This window comes from Alcanivorax sp. DG881, assembly GCF_000155615.1.
In the GTDB taxonomy this organism is placed as follows: Bacteria; Pseudomonadota; Gammaproteobacteria; order Pseudomonadales; family Alcanivoracaceae; genus Alcanivorax.
Window position 1 is genome coordinate 1,149,166 of the sequence record NZ_DS989915.1, and the last position, 21,349, is coordinate 1,170,514.

14 protein-coding genes and 2 pseudogenes are annotated in these 21,349 nt (G+C 54.5%); 3 read left to right on the forward strand and 13 right to left on the reverse strand.

Translation table 11 applies throughout. The features are described 5' to 3' along the window. Window positions 1-2: 2 nt before the first annotated feature. The 8 genes from ADG881_RS05095 to cadR form a co-directional block, all read right to left on the reverse strand. Window positions 3-1,235, reverse strand: coding sequence for an efflux RND transporter periplasmic adaptor subunit (locus ADG881_RS05095; RefSeq protein ID WP_007148997.1), 1,233 nt, complete (start codon window positions 1,233-1,235; stop codon window positions 3-5). After that, window positions 1,235-2,545: a TolC family protein gene (locus ADG881_RS05100; RefSeq protein WP_039926254.1), complete on the reverse strand. Its 1,311-nt coding sequence runs from the start codon at window positions 2,543-2,545 to the stop codon at window positions 1,235-1,237. Before ADG881_RS05100 ends, ADG881_RS05095 begins: the two co-directional genes overlap by 1 nt. Before the next feature lie 10 nt (window positions 2,546-2,555). Next, window positions 2,556-3,518 carry a M56 family metallopeptidase gene (locus ADG881_RS05105; protein ID WP_035246380.1) on the reverse strand — a complete coding sequence of 321 codons (963 nt, stop codon included), beginning with the start codon at window positions 3,516-3,518 and terminating at the stop codon, window positions 2,556-2,558. Further along, window positions 3,518-3,904: a BlaI/MecI/CopY family transcriptional regulator gene (locus ADG881_RS05110; RefSeq protein WP_007149039.1), complete on the reverse strand. Its 387-nt coding sequence runs from the start codon at window positions 3,902-3,904 to the stop codon at window positions 3,518-3,520. Before ADG881_RS05110 ends, ADG881_RS05105 begins: the two co-directional genes overlap by 1 nt. Before the next feature lie 265 nt (window positions 3,905-4,169). Further along, window positions 4,170-7,298: an efflux RND transporter permease subunit gene (locus ADG881_RS05115; RefSeq protein ID WP_007150465.1), complete on the reverse strand. Its 3,129-nt coding sequence runs from the start codon at window positions 7,296-7,298 to the stop codon at window positions 4,170-4,172. Beyond that, entirely contained in the window at window positions 7,295-9,034 is a 1,740-nt protein-coding gene (locus ADG881_RS05120; RefSeq protein ID WP_035246376.1) for an efflux RND transporter periplasmic adaptor subunit, read from the reverse strand. The genes ADG881_RS05115 and ADG881_RS05120 overlap by 4 nt, the downstream gene beginning before the upstream one ends. Further along, on the reverse strand, window positions 9,024-10,319 hold the full coding sequence (locus tag ADG881_RS05125) for a TolC family protein (RefSeq protein WP_007150315.1): 1,296 nt from the start codon (window positions 10,317-10,319) through the stop codon (window positions 9,024-9,026). The genes ADG881_RS05120 and ADG881_RS05125 overlap by 11 nt, the downstream gene beginning before the upstream one ends. A gap of 795 nt (window positions 10,320-11,114) precedes the next feature. Next, window positions 11,115-11,522, reverse strand: a complete 408-nt coding sequence (cadR, locus tag ADG881_RS05130; RefSeq protein ID WP_007148576.1) for a Cd(II)/Pb(II)-responsive transcriptional regulator — start codon at window positions 11,520-11,522, stop codon at window positions 11,115-11,117. A 95-nt stretch (window positions 11,523-11,617) separates the two neighbouring features. Here cadR and ADG881_RS05135 point away from each other — a divergent pair, with 95 nt between their 5' ends. The 3 genes and pseudogenes from ADG881_RS05135 to ADG881_RS05150 all read left to right on the forward strand — a co-directional run bounded on the left by ADG881_RS05135 (window position 11,618) and on the right by ADG881_RS05150 (window position 14,341). Further along, window positions 11,618-12,514, forward strand: a complete 897-nt coding sequence (locus tag ADG881_RS05135; protein ID WP_007150338.1) for a cation transporter — start codon at window positions 11,618-11,620, stop codon at window positions 12,512-12,514. A 3-nt stretch (window positions 12,515-12,517) separates the two neighbouring features. After that, complete coding sequence (gene lspA / locus ADG881_RS05140) at window positions 12,518-13,030, forward strand: signal peptidase II (RefSeq protein ID WP_035246372.1); 513 nt, start codon at window positions 12,518-12,520, stop codon at window positions 13,028-13,030. Window positions 13,031-13,051: 21 nt separating this feature from the next. Next, a pseudogene (locus ADG881_RS05150) lies at window positions 13,052-14,341 on the forward strand (ISL3-like element ISPpu12 family transposase). A gap of 83 nt (window positions 14,342-14,424) precedes the next feature. Here the strand turns inward: ADG881_RS05150 and ADG881_RS17495 are convergent. The 5 genes and pseudogenes from ADG881_RS17495 to ADG881_RS05175 form a co-directional block, all read right to left on the reverse strand. Next, a pseudogene (locus tag ADG881_RS17495) lies at window positions 14,425-14,559 on the reverse strand (Cd(II)/Pb(II)-responsive transcriptional regulator); the annotation flags it as partial. A gap of 390 nt (window positions 14,560-14,949) precedes the next feature. Next, window positions 14,950-17,259, reverse strand: a complete 2,310-nt coding sequence (locus ADG881_RS05160; RefSeq protein ID WP_007151136.1) for a heavy metal translocating P-type ATPase — start codon at window positions 17,257-17,259, stop codon at window positions 14,950-14,952. Window positions 17,260-17,289: 30 nt separating this feature from the next. Continuing rightward, window positions 17,290-18,642 carry an APC family permease gene (locus ADG881_RS05165; RefSeq protein WP_081737601.1) on the reverse strand — a complete coding sequence of 451 codons (1,353 nt, stop codon included), beginning with the start codon at window positions 18,640-18,642 and terminating at the stop codon, window positions 17,290-17,292. A 129-nt stretch (window positions 18,643-18,771) separates the two neighbouring features. Further along, a complete protein-coding gene (locus ADG881_RS05170; protein WP_039926256.1) occupies window positions 18,772-19,521 on the reverse strand; it encodes a copper resistance protein B in 750 nt (249 codons plus the stop codon). Continuing rightward, window positions 19,518-21,275 (reverse strand): copper resistance system multicopper oxidase, encoded by a 1,758-nt coding sequence (locus ADG881_RS05175; protein ID WP_007150118.1) that lies wholly within the window; start codon window positions 21,273-21,275, stop codon window positions 19,518-19,520. The genes ADG881_RS05170 and ADG881_RS05175 overlap by 4 nt, the downstream gene beginning before the upstream one ends. Window positions 21,276-21,349: the final 74 nt, after the last annotated feature.

The window sequence follows — 21,349 nt, forward strand, 5'->3', positions numbered from 1 at the left end:
CTTTAGTGATCGTGGGAAGCGCCGGACTTTTCGACATCGGCCTTGAGAAGGAAGCTGTTCTCACTGACATATTCGGTGCCGGGCTTCAAACCACCGAGCACCTCCACCCACTCTTTATCCTGGCGACCCAGCTCCAGCATGCGCACCTCATACTGCTGCCCTACCTTGGCAAACACTACGGTAAAATCCCTGAATCCCTGCAACCCAATACGTTTCACAGCAAGGTCGACCGGATGCTTAGCCACTTCGATTTCAGCAGCCACAAATTGCCCCGGCTTCCAGCCTAAAGGAAGCTTGTCTAGTTTTATTAGCACGTTCTGGGACTGGCCTGAGACAGCCATAGGTTCAATAAAGATCACCTCGCCAGACACCGGCGTCTTGCCACCTGCCTGCTTCAACATGACCCGGTTACCCTCTTTTACCCGCTGGCGGTCAAGAGGATAGACCGCGACTTCTGCCTGGGTTTGCTCGATATCTACTATGACGGCCAAGATACGTTCTCCGGTCGCCTCACCAGCCCCCCCATCCATAAAAGCGATCACACCGGGCATAGGGGCACGCAATGAGTAAGACCGTAGGCTATCGTTACTTTCGATAGTAAAAAGAATATCTCCACGGGAAACCGTATCACCAAGTTTTTTGTGCACACGGACAATCTGTCCTGTAAAACGAGCTCGCAGCTCTCGCTTTCCAGAAGGAGGAAGCTTCAGCTTTCCGTAGGCAGAAATAGTCTCATGCAAGAGAGCGGGACCAGCGACCTCCGTGACAACACCCATGGAGTCAGCGACTTCTTGATCGATGGTTGTGCGGCCTTCAAAACTGTCATACTGCCATTGGTAGTTCTTCCCCTGATATTGCGCGGTTACCGTCACCTTGAATGAATGAGGCTCATATATTTCCATATCTCCGCGCAAAAACGACTCCTGAACAGTAAAACCGATTTCATCACGCACGCCGCCAAGCCGTGTCAGCACAACCTCAAGTTCCACTACTTCCGGATCCACTGCCTTACCATCGTCGGTTATCCAGGCGCGATACTCTGGCGGCACTCCGGTCTCAAAGATAGCCAGCTCCACCACAAAACTTCCTTCGCGAAGCATCAGACCGTTATTGGGTCCCTTATCAGGCTCGGCCTCTTCATTTTCAACAGCACCAGCAGCAATACCAACAGTAGGGAGAATCGCCAATAGACAAACCACTAACAGCAGACCAATATTTTTTATTGCTACTTTCATTAATTTTTCTCCTTACTGTTTGCAGAGAGAGGTATTCCGGTGAGACGTTCAATTTCTGTGAGATTAACGTGGGAGCTCAACTGCGCACTGATCAACGCCAATCGAGCATCCAGCAATTCCTGCTTAACGGATTGCCATTCCAGATAAGTAAAACGGCCAACCGAATATGCTTTATTTGCCTCAGCCACCGCCTTCTGTAGCCGAGGAATAATTTCTTCATGCAAGGTGCTTGTCTGATGCCGGCTGTGCTGTAAGGCTTGATACAACTCAAACAGCCTGGCTTTTAAACGCGATTCCTCGCTGATCGCCATGGCTTGATTGACTGATCGTTTAGCCTGCAATTCGCTGACCCTCACTTCATTGCGCCGATTTTTACCCAGAGGAATCGCAACACCGGCCACTACGCCAAAATCATCTGTCGCCTCATAGCGACGCACACCCGCAGAAAAGCGCCAACTTGCAAGCGCATCAGACTTGGCTATCGCCATCTCCGATTCATTCACCCTGGCTCGGGTTAGGAAGATTTTGACTCTAGGGCTGTCTTTGAGTCTGACTTTCAGATCCTCCATGGATACCAGCGTCTGATTTGTCTGAAGCTGTCCGAGGAGCTCAAAGTCCGCTGAATCACTGTTACCCCATTGCGCTGCAAGCTGCTGACGGGCTATCGCCAGCTCATGCTCCAGGTCTTCCACATCAAGTTCACGGCGACGCAATTCCACCTCTGTACGCAGGACATCCACTCGGGATGCCCCCCCTGCCCGACCACGGCGACGTATCTCTTCAAGAGATTGGGCCGCACTGTCTCTTGCCCCTTCGGCTACAGCCAATCGTTCCTGGTAAGACAGCGCAGTGAGAAATGCTTGTGCGGTACGCGCTCCTACATCAAATCGCTGGCGCTCAAGCTCGATGGTAACCAGAGACTGGCGCGCTTCAGCGGCGCCGACCCGACTATCTATCTGTTTACCTTCCAAAGCCCAGCTCAGACTCAAGGTCGCCTGGGCGCTGTCAGCCCCTTCGTAGACACCGCTACCGAGCGCATCTTCTACTTCGAACTGGACTTCGGTAGCGGTTCTTAATTTGGCTTGGTTAATTTGTGCCTGTGACGCGCCAGCACGAAATGACATGGCTTCCAGTTGCGGATGCTGAGTGAGGCTGCGCTCAATCGCTTGCTGTAGAGTCAGCGAGGCTGCCGCCGCATCCTCCACTAAAGCGGTCTGACCTATCAGCAGTAAAATGGGCAGCATCAAGTGCGACAAATACCGATTGGCAATCGGTTTTTTACGCGTAAAAAAAACAGAAATCCAGCTCATCTGAACTCTCTCAATGAAGGAAAAGGGTTTCGAATAAATGATGGAGCACGTCAACACCGGCCGCGCTGCTTAATGTTGCAGAAATAGCAAGCACTACAACAGTCACCACAGGCAAAGCACGATATTCACTGACGCCTAGCAGGTGATGAACACGCCGTTCAACCGCATGGCGGGCAAAATAGCTATATGCATCATCTGCTTGCCTGTCTTGAGCGTTTACGGCGATTTTCTCCACCTGGAGTAACGCCTGAGCGATAATTGCAGGCTGGGGATAGCGCTGCACAACCCACTCATCAGCCAACTGTTCAATCGCCAGCTCAAACTCGGCCTGCAGGAAACGGCGTACACCGGGGGGATACAGGCACGTCAACAGGGAGAAGGCGAACTTGGCCAACGGATCGCGGCGACAAATATGAGCCTGCTCATGAAGACTAATAACCCGCCGCTCTTTCGCACTGATTCTGGAGGCAAGGCCTCGAGTAATATAGGCCTTGGGACTCCACAAACCGGCCACAAACGCCATTGGCACAGGGGTGTCTAGTTCTGCTAGTCCATCTTTGTCGCGCTCACTGAGCAGTCCGAGAAGTTGCTGACGCTGAACTTCGGACACCCCTTGCCAGCCCCTCCAAGCAAACAAGGCCAGCAGCCCAATAAGGCAAAAAAGCAAGAATACCCCATGCCAGGATGCGGGCGAGAAAAGATAGGCATGATGCCAATGAATAATGTCGGCCAGCCACAGGTTCGCTTGAGGCTTCCACTCAGGGAGGTAGGAAAGCAACGCTGCAGCCACCCCGGCAAACAGCGGAAAAACGGCAAAGGCCCAAAGTAGGTTTCTTCGTATAGCCAATTGATAGTGCGGCAGACGACTGGCAACCAGACGAACCAGCAGACTAGCCATCATCGTTCCTGTGACCATTCCCAAGATCAGGATCGTCAACAAGTGAAGAAACAACGCCGGATAGCCGAATATCATCAGCAACTACTCTTCGAGTCGGCAGCCCGGCGCGCTTCAATCAGCTTTTCCAGGGCCGAAACCTGATCATCCGACAGCTTTTCAGAAAAGGTGCTGAAAGCTGCAATAAGGGTACTGCCAGGATCCGCACTGTAATCTTCGCCAATTTCTTCGATAAGCTTGGCGATAAAAGCTTGGCGATCCATGGCTGCACTATATTGAAAGGCATGCCCTTGTTTTTCACGGGAAAGGAGCCCTTTTTTGAACAATCGATCCAGCGTGCTCTGGATAGTATTCAAGGTACCTCCGCGCTGCTTCTCGAAATGCGCATAGACAGACTTTGCGTCTGCCGTCCGCCCCTTCCAGAAGTATTGCAAGACTTGCTTTTCTAGTTCACCCAGCTGCATGAATCCTAACCACTTAGAGATTATCAATCTGGTAATCAGACTGACACACCTAAAACCGATCGTCAATCGGCTTTTGTATGACTAGCTCCCTCTCCCACCATCACACGGACAAATTTTGTCTTTAGCACCTGTAACCCCCCGCCGATTATTAGTGTCAGATCAGCACTGATCTGACACTAAGCAGGGTGCCAAGACCAGAAGATTGCGATCCTTATGTGCTCTATTTACTTATTCACAATCGCAACCACCCAAGCTTTAAGCTTGGTTAACCTGGATTCCTGTTGCGTCGTTGCATCAGCAGATAGGCTGCGGGCAGTACGAAAAGTGATAACAAAGGTGCTGTTACCATCCCTCCTACCATGGGCGCAGCAATGCGGCTCATGATCTCACTACCTGTGCCTCCCCCCCAGAAAATCGGAAGAAGGCCGGCAATAATAACAGCTACAGTCATCGCCTTAGGTCGAACACGTAATACCGCGCCATCACGGATAGCACCCATCAAGGCAGCTTCACCCTTTTGGCCCTGCTCCTGTCTCTCCTGCCACGCCTGCTTTAGGTACAGCAACATGATTACGCCAAACTCGGCAGCGACACCCGCCAGGGCGATGAAGCCGACACCAGTAGCCACCGACAAGTTGTAGTCCAGCAGATACAAGAACCAGATACCGCCGGTCACCGCAAACGGTAACGTCGCCATAATCAGCAAGGCTTCACCTACACGGCGAAAGGTCAGGAATAACAGTACGAAAATGATCAGCAAGGTCGCCGGCACCACCACTTTCAGTCTCGCATTGGCCCGCTCCAGGAACTCAAACTGACCGGCAAAGGACAAGCTGACCCCCTCTGGCAGCCTGACTCCATCATTCACTGAGACACGTAGATCATCCACTACCGAGGCCAGGTCACGCCCCCGCACATCGATATACACCCACCCAGACAGTCGGCCATTCTCACTTTTTAACATCGGTGGCCCATCGGTAATCTTGATATCCGCCACAGTTCCTAGGGTAATTTGTTTTCCTTCGGGAGTGACTATGGGCAAATCGCGTAAGCGATGCACCGTGTCGCGCCACTCGCGAGGATAACGAAGGCTGATCGGGTAACGCTCCAGCCCTTCCACTGTCTCACCGATGTTTTCACCACCAATCAAACCACTGACCACCGACTGAATATCCGCGATGTTGAGGCCATACTGAGCCGCAATGCCACGCCGAATATCGATATCCACATAACGACCACCAGTCAACCGTTCAGCCAATGCTGAGGAGACACCGGGTACTTGTTTGGCTACCTGTTCGATTTGACGGCTCACCTGGTCAATGATCTCTAGGTCATTACCCGCTACTTTGATGCCAATTGGGCTCTTGATGCCAGTGGCAAGCATGTCGATACGATTGCGTATCGGAGGAATCCAGATATTTGCCAGTCCAGGCACGCGTACAATACGGTCCAGCTCTTCGACAAGCTTCTCCGTTGTCATGCCTTCACGCCATTGGTCCTTGGGCTTGAAACGGATGGTGGTTTCAAACATCGTCAATGGTGCAGGGTCAGTCGCTGTCCGCGCACGCCCCGCCTTGCCGAACACCTGCTCCACCTCAGGCACCGTTTTGATCAACCGATCGGTCTGCTGTAGAAGCTCGGTAGCTTTTTGTGCTGACAAGCCTGGTAAGGCACTTGGCATATACAGCAAATCGCCCTCATCCAGCGGTGGCAAAAATTCACCACCAAGCTGACTTAGCGGCCAAAAGGCGGTAACAAAAACTAAACCGGCAACCAGCAAGGTGGTTTTCGGCCACGCCAAGACTCGCTCTAGTACGGGTTGATAACAACTAATCAAAAAGCGACTGATTGGATTACTTTCCTCGGAAGGTATCTTTCCCCGAATCCAGTACCCCATTAACAGTGGAACCAATGTCACCGATAGGCCGGCTGCCGCCGCCATAGCCCAGGTTTTGGTAAATGCCAGTGGGCCAAATAGCCGCCCTTCCTGTGCTTCCAAGGTAAAGACAGGAATAAACGACAAGGTAATAATTAGCAACGAGAAGAACAGCGCCGGCCCCACTTCGACAGCTGCTTGCTCTATGACTCGCCAATGCGCATTACCAGTCAGAGATTGCCCTGGGTTATCCCGATGCCAAATCTCAATTTTCTTGTGGGCGTTCTCGATTAACACCACTGCTGCATCCACCATCGCGCCGATAGCGATAGCAATGCCGCCAAGCGACATGATATTGGCATTGATGCCCTGGTAACGCATCACAATAAAGGCAGCAAGGATTCCCAGCGGTAGGGAAATGATGGCCACCAGTGACGAACGCAAATGGCCAAGAAACAATACGCACACCAGTGCGACTACAATGAACTCTTCAATCAATTTGTAACTTAGGTTTGTGACTGCTCGATCAATCAGCTCACTTCGATCATAGGTAGTGACGATTTCAACCCCTTCCGGCAAGCTTTCCCGCAGTGTCTCAAGTCGCTCATGCACGGCAGATAGCACAGCGCGGGCGTTCTTGCCCGAACGCAGAATGACGACCCCGCCGACGACTTCCCCTTCTCCGTCCAGCTCGGCAATACCACGCCGCATCTCCGGACCAAGGCGAATCTGCGCTACATCTCCAAGTTGTACTGGCACCCCATCAACCAGTTTTAGTGGGATTTTTCGGAAATCTTCGAGTGATTGAAGGTAGCCACTGGAGCGCACCATGAACTCCGCTTCGCCCAGCGTCAGCACTGCTCCCCCGGTTTCTTGGTTAGCTTGTTCTATCGCCTTGCGTACTTGTTGATGACTAATCCCATGGCTGGCGAGTTTGACCGGGTCAGGGACTACCTGATATTCACGTACCATGCCACCGATGGTTGCCACTTCTGCAACGTCAGGCAGAGTCTGCAGCTCGTATTTTAGAAACCAGTCCTGTATCGAGGTTAGCTGCGATAGATCATGCTGGCCGGTGCGATCGATCAATGCATACTGATAAATCCAGCCGACACCGGTAGCGTCTGGCCCAAGTGATGGTCGTGCTGTACGCGGCAATTCAGACTGGACCTGACTAAGGTATTCCAACACCCGTGAGCGTGCCCAATACAAGTCGGTACCATCTTCAAACAACACGTAAACATAACTATCACCGAAGAACGAGTAACCACGTACTGTGCGCGCACCTGGCACGGCCAGCATGGTGGTGGCAAGTGGATAGGTAACCTGTTTTTCCACCAGCTGCGGTGCCTGACCTGGGTAACTGGTGCGGATAATCACCTGTACATCGGACAGATCCGGTAAAGCATCTACGGGGGTATTGTTGATAGACCAGATTCCCCACGCACTCATGAACAGCGTCGCCAGCAGCACCAAAAATCGGTTAGCCAACGACCAGCGAATCAGGGTAGCGATCATGGTGCAACCTCCTGTTTGTCGAGAGACACCACAGTCAAGCCATTATCGGTATCTTTGACGCCGACGCGCACACGATCGCCCACTGCTATATCGCTGGCCACCTGTTCGCTGGCAAGACGAAAGCGCATGGTCATGCCAGGCATACCGAGCGTCTTAAAAGGACCGTGTTTAAGCTTGACCTTGCCGTCGGATAGCCCCTCGATAACCCCCTCGGCGTAATGCAACGAATTCACTTGGGTGTCTTTTTGTTCCGCCACCTGCTTTTCTAGGCGCTCCACAATCAACCCTTTGTCTGTATCACGAATGCCAATGCGCACGCGATCACCTACCGATATCCCTTTGCCTACTTGTTCATTCGCCAGGTTAAAACGCATGGTCATGGCAGGCATGGACAAGCTCTTGAAAGGGCCATGGTCCAGCATTATTTTGCTGCCATTCAGTTGCTCGACAACACCTTCGGCATAGTGCAGTGCGTTCATCATTTCCGTCTCATCTGACATAGCCAGCTCCTGAACGGCAATGCCTTGCAGGCTGGCTTCGGAATCGAGCAGGAACTGACCACTGACAACCACCTTCTGGTCTTCCTTCAGCCCTGCCAGGATCAGCGTTTGGTCTCCCAGCTCGCCCCCCGGCAACACTGCCTGCGGACGATATCGACCCTCCCCCTCATCAAGCATCACCAGGCTGCGCTTTCCTGTATGCAATAAGGCTGCGGTTGGTACGGCCAATGCTTTCTGTGTGGCTTCGCCATGAATGCGTACCTGAGCGCTCATGCCCGGACGCAGATCACCCTCGTCATTGGACAAGGTCACTCGCACCGGCACAGTTCGGCTGGACTGATCCACCAGAGGCAGAATGTCGGCAACTTGCCCCTCACGCAGTGCTGGCTTCACTCCTTGAACGGTCACGTCAACAGCGTTACCACTACTGACTTGCCCCAATTGGCGTTCCGGGACTGCTATCTCCACCCACACGGGGTTGAGTGACTGAATCTCCGCCACGGGAGCACCGGCCGACAGCGTCATGCCAGCACGAGCATTGAGACTGCGTATCACGCCATCATGCGGAGCTGTCACCGTCCAGGTTTCCAGCGGTTTACGTTGGCGTTCAATACTTCGGATCAGGGATGCAGGCATGCCCAATGACAACAGGCGCTCCCGCCCGGCGACGATCAGTTCGTTGTTGCCGCTGCCGAGCACGGCCAGCCATTCATGCTGAGCTCCAGTCCAGGCCGGAACTCTCAATTGCATCAGCGGCTGACCACTGGAGATAGTGTCGCCCTCAGCCAGAGGCCAGACCTTGTCTACGAAGGAAGGCGCGGGGCTTTGCAGGCGTGTCAGGGCGCGGTCGTTGTAAGCAATCAACCCCGTGACATCAAGCTGAGATTGTGACTGAGCCACGACCACCGAGGCACTGCGAATTCCCAGATTTTGTACCATGGCTGCATCAATACGGACCGTTGGCTGATCGCTATCATCACCACCATTGGCATAACGGGGCACCAACTCCATATCCATGAAAGGTGAGGGCCCGGGCTCGTCAAAGTGCTGCTGGGGATACATAGGGTCATACCAGTACAGCACTTCCTTTTCATCCGCTTTGCTGTTGGTTTCACCGCTGTCCATCGCCATCGATATACTGCTCTGCGAAGGGGTGACGTAACGGCCCAAATATATTCCGGCTAGCAACAACAGCGAGGCAGCCAAACCGATCAAGGCATTGCGTTTAATGTTCATTATCTTGCTCCTCGCCCACCATGCCGTGGTGGTCGTAGGTAAAATGGAGGGCGGCTGCCTGCTGGTCATACTGCCCGCTGAGATCAATCTCCTTCAGTTTGGCGTCCAGCCATTCGCTACGTGCCCGTACAAGATCGGCCAAACTGCCATCACCGCCGCGCCAAGCGGCCCTAGCCAATCCCACTTTCTCTTTTGCCAGAGGCACCAGTCGCTCCCGTTGCCGGGCAAGCGTGCGTTCCTGGCGTTCATATTCGGCCAGATCGCTCTGCAGCATCGCTTCATGTTCGCGACGTACCGCCTCTGCACGAGATTCCAGTGCTTGCCACTCAGCTTCCGCCGAGGCAATGCGAGGCCCCTGGCGCGACCGGCTGAACAATGGCAGGTCCACATTGACCTGTAGCATCGCCATGTCACTGAATTCTTCACGATTCATATAAGCCAGAGTTAAAGCCCAGTCCGGCTTCTTGGCGGCACGAGCCTCGTCCGCGTTAGCCTGGGCGACAGAAGCCTGACGCGACGCTATCTCAAGTTCAGGGTGCTTATGCAGGCTATTCAGTAACTGTTCAGCATTGATGGCGAAATCAGGTGCTTGGCCAGCCGGTGATTGCCGGCCGGCTTCCCCCAGCCAGCGTATTAAACGAGCCTTAGCCTGGCGTTGCCTGGCCAGAAGAGCATCTCGCCGATCCAGTAATGTCACGGCTTCCTGCCTGGGTGCCACGCTATCAATAGCCTTTCCTTGACCCGATGAAAGCCGGGCACGCACTGCCTTGTCGAACAAACGATTTTCAGCAATGAGTTCTTCCAGCAGGACTAGTTGACGATCCAGAGTGTGGAGCTCAATCCAGGCTTGAGCGGTCTGACGCAGCACGGCCAGACGAGTGGCCTCTTTCGTGGCCTCCGTTAAGCCGATTTGCTGTCTGGCACCTTCTGCCCTTGCTGTGCGTTTGCTGCGATTGGGGAAACGCTGGGTTACACCAATACGCTGCATGGTCATGAAATCACTCGACAGGCTGTAACGATCGGCGCCATCCACAGGTACATTGTCGAGGCCAAGAATCAGGGTGGGATCGGGCAAAGCATCGGCAGGCCCTTCTGCCTGCTGAGCGGCCTCGACGCGGGCCGATTCCGCCCGCAATTCCGGTGATTGACGTAAGGCGAGCTGTAGCGCCTGATTAAAAGTCAGGCCTTCTGCCCCAAGCGCCTGGACACTAGCTAGCAGCAGGGAGGGCGCTAGCCAGCCGAGTGCGCGCCGATACCGGCCGGCGCTCAGAAATATCCAATACATGTGTCACTCCAACACGGATCATGGCGCGCAACGCGCCCTCAGTGGGCCCAGACCAGGCCGGACCCCGAAAAGATCAGTGAGAAAGTGCTAGAGGCGGTCGCCAGATGGTAGATAAGGCAAGGGGGAGATAGAGAGGGTTAGAAAAATGAGGGGTAGCCGGATTTGCTGCCTGAAAAGAAACCGCCGGAGCCGTATTCATGATCGAGAGCTGCCCAGCATGGCACTCCTGGCCAGGCTTGCAAACCGGGCCGCTGTGCGTGTTGGATTCACCATCCAGACAACAATCGTTTTGTGGCATGGCGGACATCATGCTGCAACGGTCATCCATGTCTGCCTGCATCATGGTTTGTTCCATGGGGCAAGGCTGCGCCAATTGCACCGCTGCCATCCCCTGCAAGGAGATGCTAAGCAGAAATAGGCAACTAATGAAAAACCGAGCAATAAACATATGGTGTCAGCATAGTCCGAAGCAATGTGCTATTAACAACATAAACCTTGGGGTAGCCCCCATGTCAACGTTTAATATTGAGCTATGTAACTATTGATCGCCAGCTCTGCTCCCTCTGGCATGCTCTTCTGCTACGCCACAGCCTTCAATAGCATTACTTGATGAAGCGTGAAAGTGTCTCTCGATGCCATTCCAGGCGCCTGTTGGCATGCTGGGTACCGAGGCTTATGTCGACAGGTGGCGGCGTGGTTAAGAACTATGGGTAAGCGGATTAAATGGTTGATCTTACCTTTGCATGAGAGTGAGACAGACCGGCATCTCATCGGATTATCTGGTTGATGCTTCACCTACTGCTGGTGCATGTTTCCTTCGCTAATTCCAGCAAGAACCCCACACGCCTCAACTTCCCGGTCATCGTTGCAACTCGCTCTCAGTGAAACGAGTTGTTTCTCAAGCGCTTGCAGAGCGGTTATCTGCGACCGCACATGAGAGATGTGATCATCGAGCAAGGTGTTGACGGCGGTACAAGGCTGATGAGGGTCGTCCTGATAGCTCTGTAGTTCGTGAATCTCAGCCAGTGACAGGCCCAGGATTCTGCAGCGACGGATGAAGGCCAGCCCCTCACCATGCTTCTCGGTATAGACACGGTAACCGTTGTCCTGCCGATCAGGCGGCGGCAACAAGCCCTGCTGTTCATAGAAGCGGATCGTCTGTGTTTCGACCCCTACCAACTGCGCCAACTGACCAATGCGCATCAGCCTCCTCCCCAACGGATTCTTTACTCTATTGACCTTATAGTAGCTTTATAGTTTTAAATGGTACCACAACATTGTTCAAGTGGAGTCGTATCATGAGCAAATCCTGTGGTGGCGCCTGTGGCGGTGATGCAACGTCCGCAGCGGATACCGATATACAGGCCTCCTCCGAGGCGCCAGGGAGATGGGTCAGTGTTTATGCCGTGCCGAAGATGGACTGTCCATCAGAAGAACGAATGATTCGCCTAGCCCTGAACGGCTTTGAGGAGATTCGGGCGCTGTCCTTCGACTTGTCGAACCGCCGGCTGAAGGTCGTGCATGACGGCGAGGTCGAGCCCGTCACCTCGAAACTGAAGACCTTGGGGCTAGGCGCCTCGCTTCAGGAAACCGTCGCTGCAAATCCGGAGACCATCAAGGCCGCCGAGTTTTCGGCAGCTTCTGCTAAGCAAGAATCCGGGACCCTGCGCTGGTTGCTCGGCATCAATGCACTTCTGTTCGTGGTGGAAATGACTGCCGGTCTGATCGCCCAGTCCACCGGCCTGATTGGAGAATCCCTGGACAATTTTGCCGATGCGGCGGTGTACGGGCTTGCCCTTTATGCGGTTGGACATAGCGTGAAAATGCAGGTACGTGCCGCGCATCTTGCTGGTGTACTGCAACTGATCTTGGCTGTGGGCGTGCTCGTAGAGGTGGTGAGACGCTTTGTATTCGGTAGTGAGCCTGAATCGCTGGTGATGATGGCTATCGCATTCGTCGCGTTGATTGCCAATACCAGTTGTCTGCTGCTGATAGCCAAACACCGGGAGGGCGGAGCGCACATGAAGGCAAGCTGGATATTCTCGGCCAACGACGTGGTGATCAACCTGGGGGTCATTACCGCCGGCGTTCTGGTCGCGTGGACCGGCTCCAATTATCCGGATCTGGTTATCGGTAGCATCGCGGGGCTCGTCGTGCTTAACGGTGCCAGGCGCATTCTGGCGCTCAAGGGTTAAAGCATGCCCTTTATTGGCAACAATCTCTCGCCGTATGTCCTGTTTTCCATATCCGGCCTGATAGCAGCATCGGACCAAACTGTAAAATGGCTGGTTCAACAAACAATGGCTTATGGCGAGTCGATCGCGGTGACCCCGTTCTTTAACTGGGTGCACGTATGGAACACCGGTGCCGCATTCAGTCTGTTCGCAAATGCTGGGGGCTGGCAGCGCTATTTTTTTATCGGAATCGCGGTAGTGGTCTCGGTCGTGCTGATCAAGCTGATTCGTGAAAAAGGTCATAATGGAGACGCCATCGCTTACAGTCTTATCCTCGGTGGCGCCATGGGCAATCTGATTGACCGGATCTTTCGCGGCTATGTTGTGGATTCCTTTGATTTCTATTGGCGAGACTGGCATTGGCCGGCCTTCAACCTGGCTGATATTGCAATTGTCCTCGGTGCCTTACTTTTCGTTTCCAGCAGCTTGTTGGGTAAAAAAGCAAACACCAATGCCGAGTCGGATGGATCTGACTGACACCTACGCCTATACAACACCATGACCGAACTTCCCGACAACATCCTTCACCTGCCGCAATACCAAGTACTGGGCTGCAAATCAACCGACGACGAAATGCACTTCCAGGTGGACGTGCCCGATCCCATCGCCTGCGAGGAATGCGGCGTGCAGGGTGAGTTCGTACGGTTCGGCAAGCGTGACGTTCCCTATCGTGATCTGCCCATCCACGGCAAGCGGGTCACTCTCTGGGTGGTCCGCCGCCGATACACCTGCCGGGCCTGCAAGACAACATTCAGGCCCCAGCTACCGGAGATGGTGGACGGATTCCGTATGACACTGCGGCTGCATGAGTACGTGGAGAAGGAATCCTTCAACCACCCCTAAACCTTTGTGGCGGCACAGACCGGCCTGGACGAGAAGACGGTGCGCGACATCTTCAACGCCCGCGCCGAGTTCCTGGGGCGCTGGCACCGCTTCGAGACGCCCCGCATCCTGGGCATTGACGAGCTATACCTGAACAAGCGCTACCGCTGCATTCTGACCAACATTGAGGAGCGAACCCTGCTCGACCTGCTGGCCACCCGCCGCCAGGACGTGGTGACCAACTACCTGATGAAGCTGAAAGACCGGCAGAAGGTCGAGATCGTCAGCATGGACATGTGGAACCCCTACCGGGCAGCGGTCAAGGCTGTGCTGCCCCAGGCCCGTATCGTGGTCGATAAGTTCCATGTGGTGCGCATGGCCAACGATGCCCTAGAGAGAGTGCGCAAGGGCCTCAGAAAGGAGCTGAAACCGTCCCAGAGCCGGACTCTCAAGGGAGACCGGAAAATCCTGCTGAAACGCGCTCACGAAGTCTCAGACCGGGAGCGCCTCATCATGGAGACCTGGACAGGCGCGTTCCCGCAACTGCTGGCCGCCTACGAGCACAAGGAGCGCTTCTACGGCATCTGGGACGCCACCACACGGCTCCAGGCAGAAGCCGCCCTGGACGAGTGGATAGCCACCATCCCGAAGGGCCAAAAGGAAGTCTGGAGCGATCTGGTCAGGGCAGTGGGAAACTGGCGCGAAGAGACCATGACCTACTTCGAGACGGACATGCCCGTCACCAACGCTTACACGGAGTCCATCAACCGACTGGCCAAGGACAAGAACCGTGAAGGGCGCGGTTACTCCTTCGAGGTGATGCGGGCACGAATGCTCTACACCACGAAGCACAAGAAGAAGGCACCGACTGCGAAGGTCTCTCCTTTCTACAAGAAAACCATCGGTTACGGACTGCCGGACTTCGCAGAGGAACTCAACTACGGAGTCGATCTATCAACCATCTGAGGGTGGTATCAGATTGATGGGGTGAAGGTGCCCCATCAACCATTAAATCCGTATACCCAGAACTATAAAATCGACACTTTGATCTATTGCGGTTGTACGATGCCTTCGCTGATGCCTGCAAGAACCCCGCAAGCATCAACTTCACGGCCATCGTTGCACCTCGCTCTCAGGGAAACGAGTTGCTTCTCAAGCGATTGCAAAGCCGTTATCTGCGACCGCGCATCAGCAGACTTCCTGTTATAAGCAACCTGTTGGCTTTACACACCTAGAGAGTTAATCACAATGAGTTGGATTAAAGTTGAACGGGCTGAGCAAACCCCGTGGAACTTGATCACGGTCAACAGATCACGGATGAAGTCGCTTAAGGCGCCAGCTATGGCAAAATAGCCCCTACTCGAGGCTCCACGCCGATGGCCTAGGATTGCATGCCCAAAGATCCGGTAGGCAGGTATTTCCGTGCCCAGCTTCTCCTTCATCGTGGTTTTGACGTCGATTTCGATCAGCACCCCGAAGCAGTTATCCGTGAGAGACTGACGCGCTCGTTTGTCAACCGCCTCAAAATCAGCATCTTCTATGGTTCGATCAATAGTGTACGGCACCAGCGATTATTACTTAGGGCCAAGCTTGATAACTCGCAGGCGCAATGCATTCACAATCACGCTGAAAGACGACAGCGACATTGCAGCAGCCGCGAAGATCGGTGAAAGCAGTATCCCGAAGAACGGGTACAAAACCCCCGCCGCAATCGGAACGCCCGCGGAGTTGTACACAAAAGCAAAGAACAGGTTCTGTCGGATATTGCGCATGGTCGCCAGCGACAGACGACGCGCTTCTACAATACCCATCAAGTCGCCGCGCAGCAGCGTAATGCCCGCGCTTTCGATGGCCACATCTGTGCCGGTGCCCATGGCCACCCCCACGTCCGCCGTTGCCAATGCAGGCGCGTCGTTAACGCCATCACCCGCCATCACGACAACACCCCCTTCATCTTTCAGACGCTGGACGATCTTGCCCTTATCTTCCGGCAGTACCTCCGCTTCCACTTCATCGATATGCAATTTGCGAGCAACCGCCTCGGCCGAGGTGTAGTTATCGCCAGTCAGCATGACCACTCGAATGCCGTCTTTTTGCAGCGCGACAATAGCAGCGTGGGTCGTTCTCTTGATGGGATCGGAGATGGCCAACAGCCCAGCGATTTTTCCATCGACGGCGGCAAAAATCACGGTAGCACCATCTTTGCGATGCTCGTCGGCATCGCTGTCAAATCTAGTGGTGTCGACATTCTCCGACTCCATGAGAAGACGATTACCAAGCAGCACCCGCTTGCCGTCGATTTTTCCTGTTACCCCTTTACCGTTGGGAGAATCGAAGTCTTCCGCATCCGGCAGCTTCAGCTCCATGCCCTTGGCTTTGTCCAGAATGGCGTGGGCCAGTGGATGCTCACTGCCTTTCTCGAGTCCGCCCGCAAAACGCATCAAAGCATCGTCATCGTACCCATTCGCTGTAACAATTCGGGTGATTTGTGGCTGCCCCTCTGTCAACGTGCCGGTCTTATCCACTACCACCGTATCTACCTTTTCCATGCGTTCAAGGGCTTCCGCATCGCGGATCAGCACACCACTTTGGGCGCCGCGGCCAACACCTACCATGATCGACATCGGCGTTGCCAGACCCAGTGCGCAAGGGCAGGCAATGATCAGAACACTGACCGCCGCAATCAGCCCGAACGCCATGGGCGGTGTCGGCCCAAGGAATGACCAGGCTATAAAGGCAACAATGGCAATTAGGATCACGGTGGGCACAAACCAGCTCGCCACCTTATCGGCAAGCCCCTGGATCGGTGCGCGGCTGCGTTGGGCGCTGGCCACCATCTGCACGATTTGGGAAAGCATGGTGTCCCGGCCAACCTTGTCGGCCCGCATGATAAAGCTGCCCTGTTGGTTAATACTGCCGCCAATCACTTGGTCGCCAGACTTTTTGCTGACTGCAAGAGGCTCACCGGTCACCATGGACTCATCCACGTTGGAGCTGCCTTCAAGTAACTCACCGTCCAGCGGCACCTTGTCCCCCGGGCGCACTCGCAGGCGATCACCCACCTTGACCTGATCCAGCGACACATCGGACTCGTCGCCCTGGTCATCCAGCTTTCGGGCCGTCGCCGGTGCCAGATCCAGCAGCGCCTTGATCGCGCCCGAGGTTTTCTCCCGGGCCCGCAGTTCAAGCACCTGGCCTAACAGAACCAGCACCACGATGACCGCAGCCGCCTCGAAGTAGACGGCGACAGAACCGTCTTCCTGCCGAAAGGCGTCGGGGAAAATCTGGGGCGCCAGTGTCGCCACCAGGCTGTAGATCAGCGCCACGCCAGTACCAATGGCAATGAGCGTGAACATGTTCAGATTGCGGCTGACGACGGACTTCCAGCCTCTGACAAAGAAAGGCCAGCCACACCAGGCCACTACTGGCGTCGCCAACACCAGTTGAATCCAGTTGGACATTTGTGGGGCAACGATCTGGTCAAGGCCGGTGAGATGTCCGCCCATTTCCAGCACCAATACCGGCAGGGCCAGCACCAGGCCAATCCAAAATCGACGGGTCATGTCTTTGAGCTCTGCCGAGGGCCCGTCATCCAGACTTACCTGCTCGGGCTCCAGGGCCATACCACAGATAGGGCAATCTCCGGGGCCCTGCTGGCGAATTTCCGGATGCATCGGGCAGGTGTACATGGTGCCCGGAGCCACGGGTTCGTCCTGTTTCTGTTCTCCACTGAGGTAGTGTCCCGGGTCGCCGTCAAACTTCGATTTGCACCCCGAAGAACAGAAATACCAGGTTTTCCCGCCATGCTCGCTGCGATGTTCCGCCGAGTGTGGATTCACCGACATGCCGCAAACAGGATCTTTGACCGTGTGCTCAGCCGTCATGGCCGATCCCTCCCTATCGAGTTCTGGTGATTAGTGATGATGAGCATGAGATTCTTTGTGTCCCGCTTCTTCGGCTTCTGTGGCCTTTTTCAGGAACAGTTGCTCGGCCACTGCGATAACAATCATGGTGACAACCGCCACGCCAATAACAAACAGGTCAGTATTCAGTTTGACCCAAACGAAGCCACCAAGAGCGAGCAAATCCAGAACAATTGCCACCGTGGGCACCCACACATTGGCCTTCACATCCTCCCGTAAATAGCGCAGAACGCCCCAATGGATAGCAATGTCCATGATCAGGTAAAAAATGATGCCCAGCGCTGCAATTCGGGACAGGTCGAAGAAGGCCGTGAGGATAAGCCCAAGCACCACGGTATAAACCAGCGTGTGCTTCTGGATGCTACCGGGCATGCCGAAATGACTGTGGGGGACCAGCTTCATTTCAGTCAGCATGGCCAACATGCGTGAGACGGCGAAAATACTGGCCAGAATGCCACCGGCGGTGGCCATCATCGCAATGGCGACGGTAAACCAGACGCCGTAGTCGCCCAATGCGGGACGCGCAGCGGCCGCCAGAGAGTAGTCCTGCGTTTTGATGATTTCCGCCAGGGACAGGTTACTGGCAACGGCGAAACCGACCAGGGTGTAGATCACCACGCAGGCTGCGATGGAAATAATAATCGCTCGCCCCACGTTTCTCTTGGGGTCTATGACTTCCGAGCCGCTGTTGGTGATGGTGGTAAAACCTTTGAAGGCCAGAATGCCAAGGGCCGTTGCCCCCAGGAAATTGCCAAAGGTTCCAGCCTCACCGGGGCTAGAGAAATCAACAGAAACACTGTCGGCAATCCAGATACCCACCAGCCCGAAAACCAGAATGCCTCCGATCTTCAGGATACCTATAAAGGAAGCCACGCCCTGAATCATTCGGTTGCCCAACAGATTGATCAGAAACGCGGCCAGAATTAGTGAGACGCCAAGAATGGGCACCATGCGGCCACTTTCATCGCCATCGAACAGTTGCATGGTGTAAGAACCGAAGGTTCGCGCAAGAAAGCTCTGGGCAATCACCATCGAGAAATACATCAGCAAAGCATTGAAAGCCGTCGGTAACCGATTGCCATAGGCTTTGTGCAGGTACATGCCTATGCCCCCGGCTGACGGGTAGGCATTGGAAATTTTGATGTAGGAATAGGCACTGAAGCTTACGATTACCGCCGCGGCCAGAAACGCCAACGGGAAAAGAACGCCAGTCATCTGCGCCATCTGCCCGGTAAGGGCGAAGATACCGGCGCCAATCATGACACCGGTGCCCAGCATAACAGTTCCCGGAAGTGTAAGACTGCCTTTCTGATAGCGCGTGGTTCTGTCGTGCGTGCTGCTCATACAACCTCCTGTTGTTTTGAACGGCGTTTGATACTCAATAAATAGCCAATGCTGGCTTGGGTAGATCTCACTTGCATCAATGTCGAGAAAAACGGGCCAAAGAAATATCTTTAGCCCCTAAGTACCTGATCAGAGTGCGATGCGCGCTCCAATCACAGCAAACCAATCTGCTGTACTGCCGCCGTCCGCTTCGGCAAAGTCGGCACTATCGCCGTATTTGCGCTCATGCACCACGCCCACATAAGGCGAGAACGCACGGTTGATCAGATCATAGCTCAACCTGAGTCCGGTTTCGGTAGAAACCAGTCCTTTACCAACGCCAATTTCCCGGTCCTCGCTAAACGCAACCGTGGCATCCAGCGTTGCCGCCAGAATCCAGTAGTTGGTGAGAAGCAGCTCGTACTCTGCATCCAGTTCGGCTGACGTATCGCCATCCTTACTGACATACAGGTTTGCATCGATCTCAAACCATTGGGGAGCCAGCCCGGCTACACCGAGAACGGCATATGTACGGTCCGGCCCCTCGGGCGTATCGAAACGTACGCCCGCTTTGGCGTCGAAGAACTTGGAGATGGGGATCTGGCCGACCAGCTGGTTTTCCAGTGTTTCGTAGGCCTGCTCCTCTATCTCGTACTCCCCGGTTGTGAGCAACCGGACTTTGAACTCGTCGGTGCCATAGAAAGCATCCGCATTCCAGACGCCCAGTTCCTCGTCATCGTCGCTGTAGCGGTATTCAAACTCCTCGAATTGAACACCCCAGGTTGTGAGCGGCTGTTTACGAGCGGTGGTGTCGGAGATCATTTCCTGAGCTGTCACCGCCGTTGAGAATCCGATAGAGGCAAAGAAACTGACCGCAACAAGTGATCGAATACAACTCATGCCTCACCTCCTTCTTCAGCAGCCGCGTCTGTTTTGGCCTGCGTCGACTCTGGCCCACCTTCAACAATCACCTTACGGAACATACCAGCGGCCGCGTGGTAAGAGAGGTGGCAGTGGAACGCCCATTGGCCTGGCTCGTCGACTTCGGTTTCCATGTAAACGGTGGTGCCGGGCTGCACACTGACCGTGTGTTTGATCGGATTCCACTGGTCTGCGCCAACATCTAGAATGGACCACATACCGTGCAAGTGCATGGGGTGAGTCATCATGGTTTCGTTGACAAACTTGAAGCGGACCCGCTCACCATATTTCAGGCGGATCGGATCGGCATCTTCGTACTTAACGCCATTGATACTCCAGGTGTACCGCTCCATATTGCCGGTCAAACGAAGCTCTATTTCTCGAGTCGGTTCGCGGTCTTCATACAGTGGATCTTGGGCCTTGAGGTCAGCGTAGGACAGGAACTTGCCGCCATTGGCTGCCGTGGGGACGAGGCCACTTCCCTTCGCATAGAAGGGGTCGCTTGGACCTTCTTTTCCCATCGCCATGGAACCATGGTCCATGCCGGACGTGCCCGAATGATCCATTCCTTTCATATTTGAGTGGTCCATGTTGCTCATGTTTGCGTGATCCATTCCCTCCATCGAAGAATGATCCATTCCGGACATCCCTTCTGAGCTATTCATATCCATGTCGCCATGGTCCATACCGGACATACCGCCCATATCAGCCATAGTCAGGCGGGCCGGTTCACGCAGTTGCGGCACGAACGCTTCCATACCCTCTTCTGGGGCCAGTGTCGCTCTGGCATAGCCCGAACGCCCCATGGATTCGGCGAAGATGGTGTAGGCCTGCTCACCTTTCGGGCGGACGATCACATCGTAGGTTTCCGCCACACCGATCCGGAACTCGTCCACACTAACCGGCTGAACGTTGTTGCCATCAGCCTGCACAACGGTCATGTCCAGACCGGGGATCCGGATATCAAAGTAAGTCATCGCCGAGGAGTTGATGAAACGCAGCCGAATGCGTTCGCCCGGCTCAAAAAGCCCAGTCCAGTTCTGATCCGGCCCTTTACCGTTGATCAGCCCTGTAAAACCCTGCAAGTCCTCGACATCCGCTTTCATCATCCGCATGCCACCCCAGGCCATACGGTCCCGAACGGTGTTCATCAGGCCGTTCTCGGACACGTCAGAGAAAAACTCTCCGACAGTCTGCTGCTCGCGGTTGTAGTAGTCCGGCATCATCTTCAGGTTACGCATGATGCGATCACCGGAGTGCGGGTGCTTATCGGTTAGCTGAACTACGTATTCGCGATCGTAGCGGAACGGTTCACGTCCCTCAGGTTCGATAACGATGGAACCGTAGGCGCCATCCGGCTCCTGAAAACCGGAGTGGCTGTGAAACCAATAAGTACCAGCCTGCTGGATGGGAAATTCGTAGGTGAAGGTTTCACCCGGCTTGATGCCTGGAAAGCTGATACCAGGCACACCGTCCTGATCAAAAGGAAGGATCAGGCCGTGCCAGTGAATGGAAGTCATCTCATCCAGGTTGTTGGTCACGTTGATCTTGACGTTTTCGCCTTCCTTGAAGCGCATCACCGGCCCGGGAGATGCACCGTTATAACCGATGCCGTCTTTCACGAAATCGCCGGTGTCAATTTCGACCCGATCAACCGTGAGATTATATTCGCCAGCCATGACCGATGCAGACATCAGCAGGCTTAACAACACTGAACCTAAGCGGCTGTTCATACTTTTTGCTCCAAATCGCTCTTCACTAAGAACCCTCAAAATAAATACCTACAAGCCCACTGGATCAACGCCCC

Excerpts from the sequence above, each read along its gene's own strand:
- ADG881_RS05125 (WP_007150315.1), bottom strand. The coding sequence starts at position 10,319 with ATGTATTGGATATTTCTGAGCGCCGGCCGGTATCGGCGCGCACTCGGC.
- ADG881_RS05165 (WP_081737601.1), bottom strand. The coding sequence starts at position 18,642 with ATGAGCAGCACGCACGACAGAACCACGCGCTATCAGAAAGGCAGTCTT.
- ADG881_RS05095 (WP_007148997.1), bottom strand. The coding sequence starts at position 1,235 with ATGAAAGTAGCAATAAAAAATATTGGTCTGCTGTTAGTGGTTTGTCTA.
- ADG881_RS05135 (WP_007150338.1), top strand. The coding sequence starts at position 11,618 with ATGAGCAAATCCTGTGGTGGCGCCTGTGGCGGTGATGCAACGTCCGCA.
- ADG881_RS05105 (WP_035246380.1), bottom strand. The coding sequence starts at position 3,518 with ATGATATTCGGCTATCCGGCGTTGTTTCTTCACTTGTTGACGATCCTG.
- cadR (WP_007148576.1), bottom strand. The coding sequence starts at position 11,522 with ATGCGCATTGGTCAGTTGGCGCAGTTGGTAGGGGTCGAAACACAGACG.
- ADG881_RS05170 (WP_039926256.1), bottom strand. The coding sequence starts at position 19,521 with ATGAGTTGTATTCGATCACTTGTTGCGGTCAGTTTCTTTGCCTCTATC.
- ADG881_RS05100 (WP_039926254.1), bottom strand. The coding sequence starts at position 2,545 with ATGAGCTGGATTTCTGTTTTTTTTACGCGTAAAAAACCGATTGCCAAT.
- ADG881_RS05115 (WP_007150465.1), bottom strand. The coding sequence starts at position 7,298 with ATGATCGCTACCCTGATTCGCTGGTCGTTGGCTAACCGATTTTTGGTG.
- ADG881_RS05110 (WP_007149039.1), bottom strand. The coding sequence starts at position 3,904 with ATGCAGCTGGGTGAACTAGAAAAGCAAGTCTTGCAATACTTCTGGAAG.
- ADG881_RS05160 (WP_007151136.1), bottom strand. The coding sequence starts at position 17,259 with ATGACGGCTGAGCACACGGTCAAAGATCCTGTTTGCGGCATGTCGGTG.
- ADG881_RS05120 (WP_035246376.1), bottom strand. The coding sequence starts at position 9,034 with ATGAACATTAAACGCAATGCCTTGATCGGTTTGGCTGCCTCGCTGTTG.
- ADG881_RS05175 (WP_007150118.1), bottom strand. The coding sequence starts at position 21,275 with ATGAACAGCCGCTTAGGTTCAGTGTTGTTAAGCCTGCTGATGTCTGCA.
- lspA (WP_035246372.1), top strand. The coding sequence starts at position 12,518 with ATGCCCTTTATTGGCAACAATCTCTCGCCGTATGTCCTGTTTTCCATA.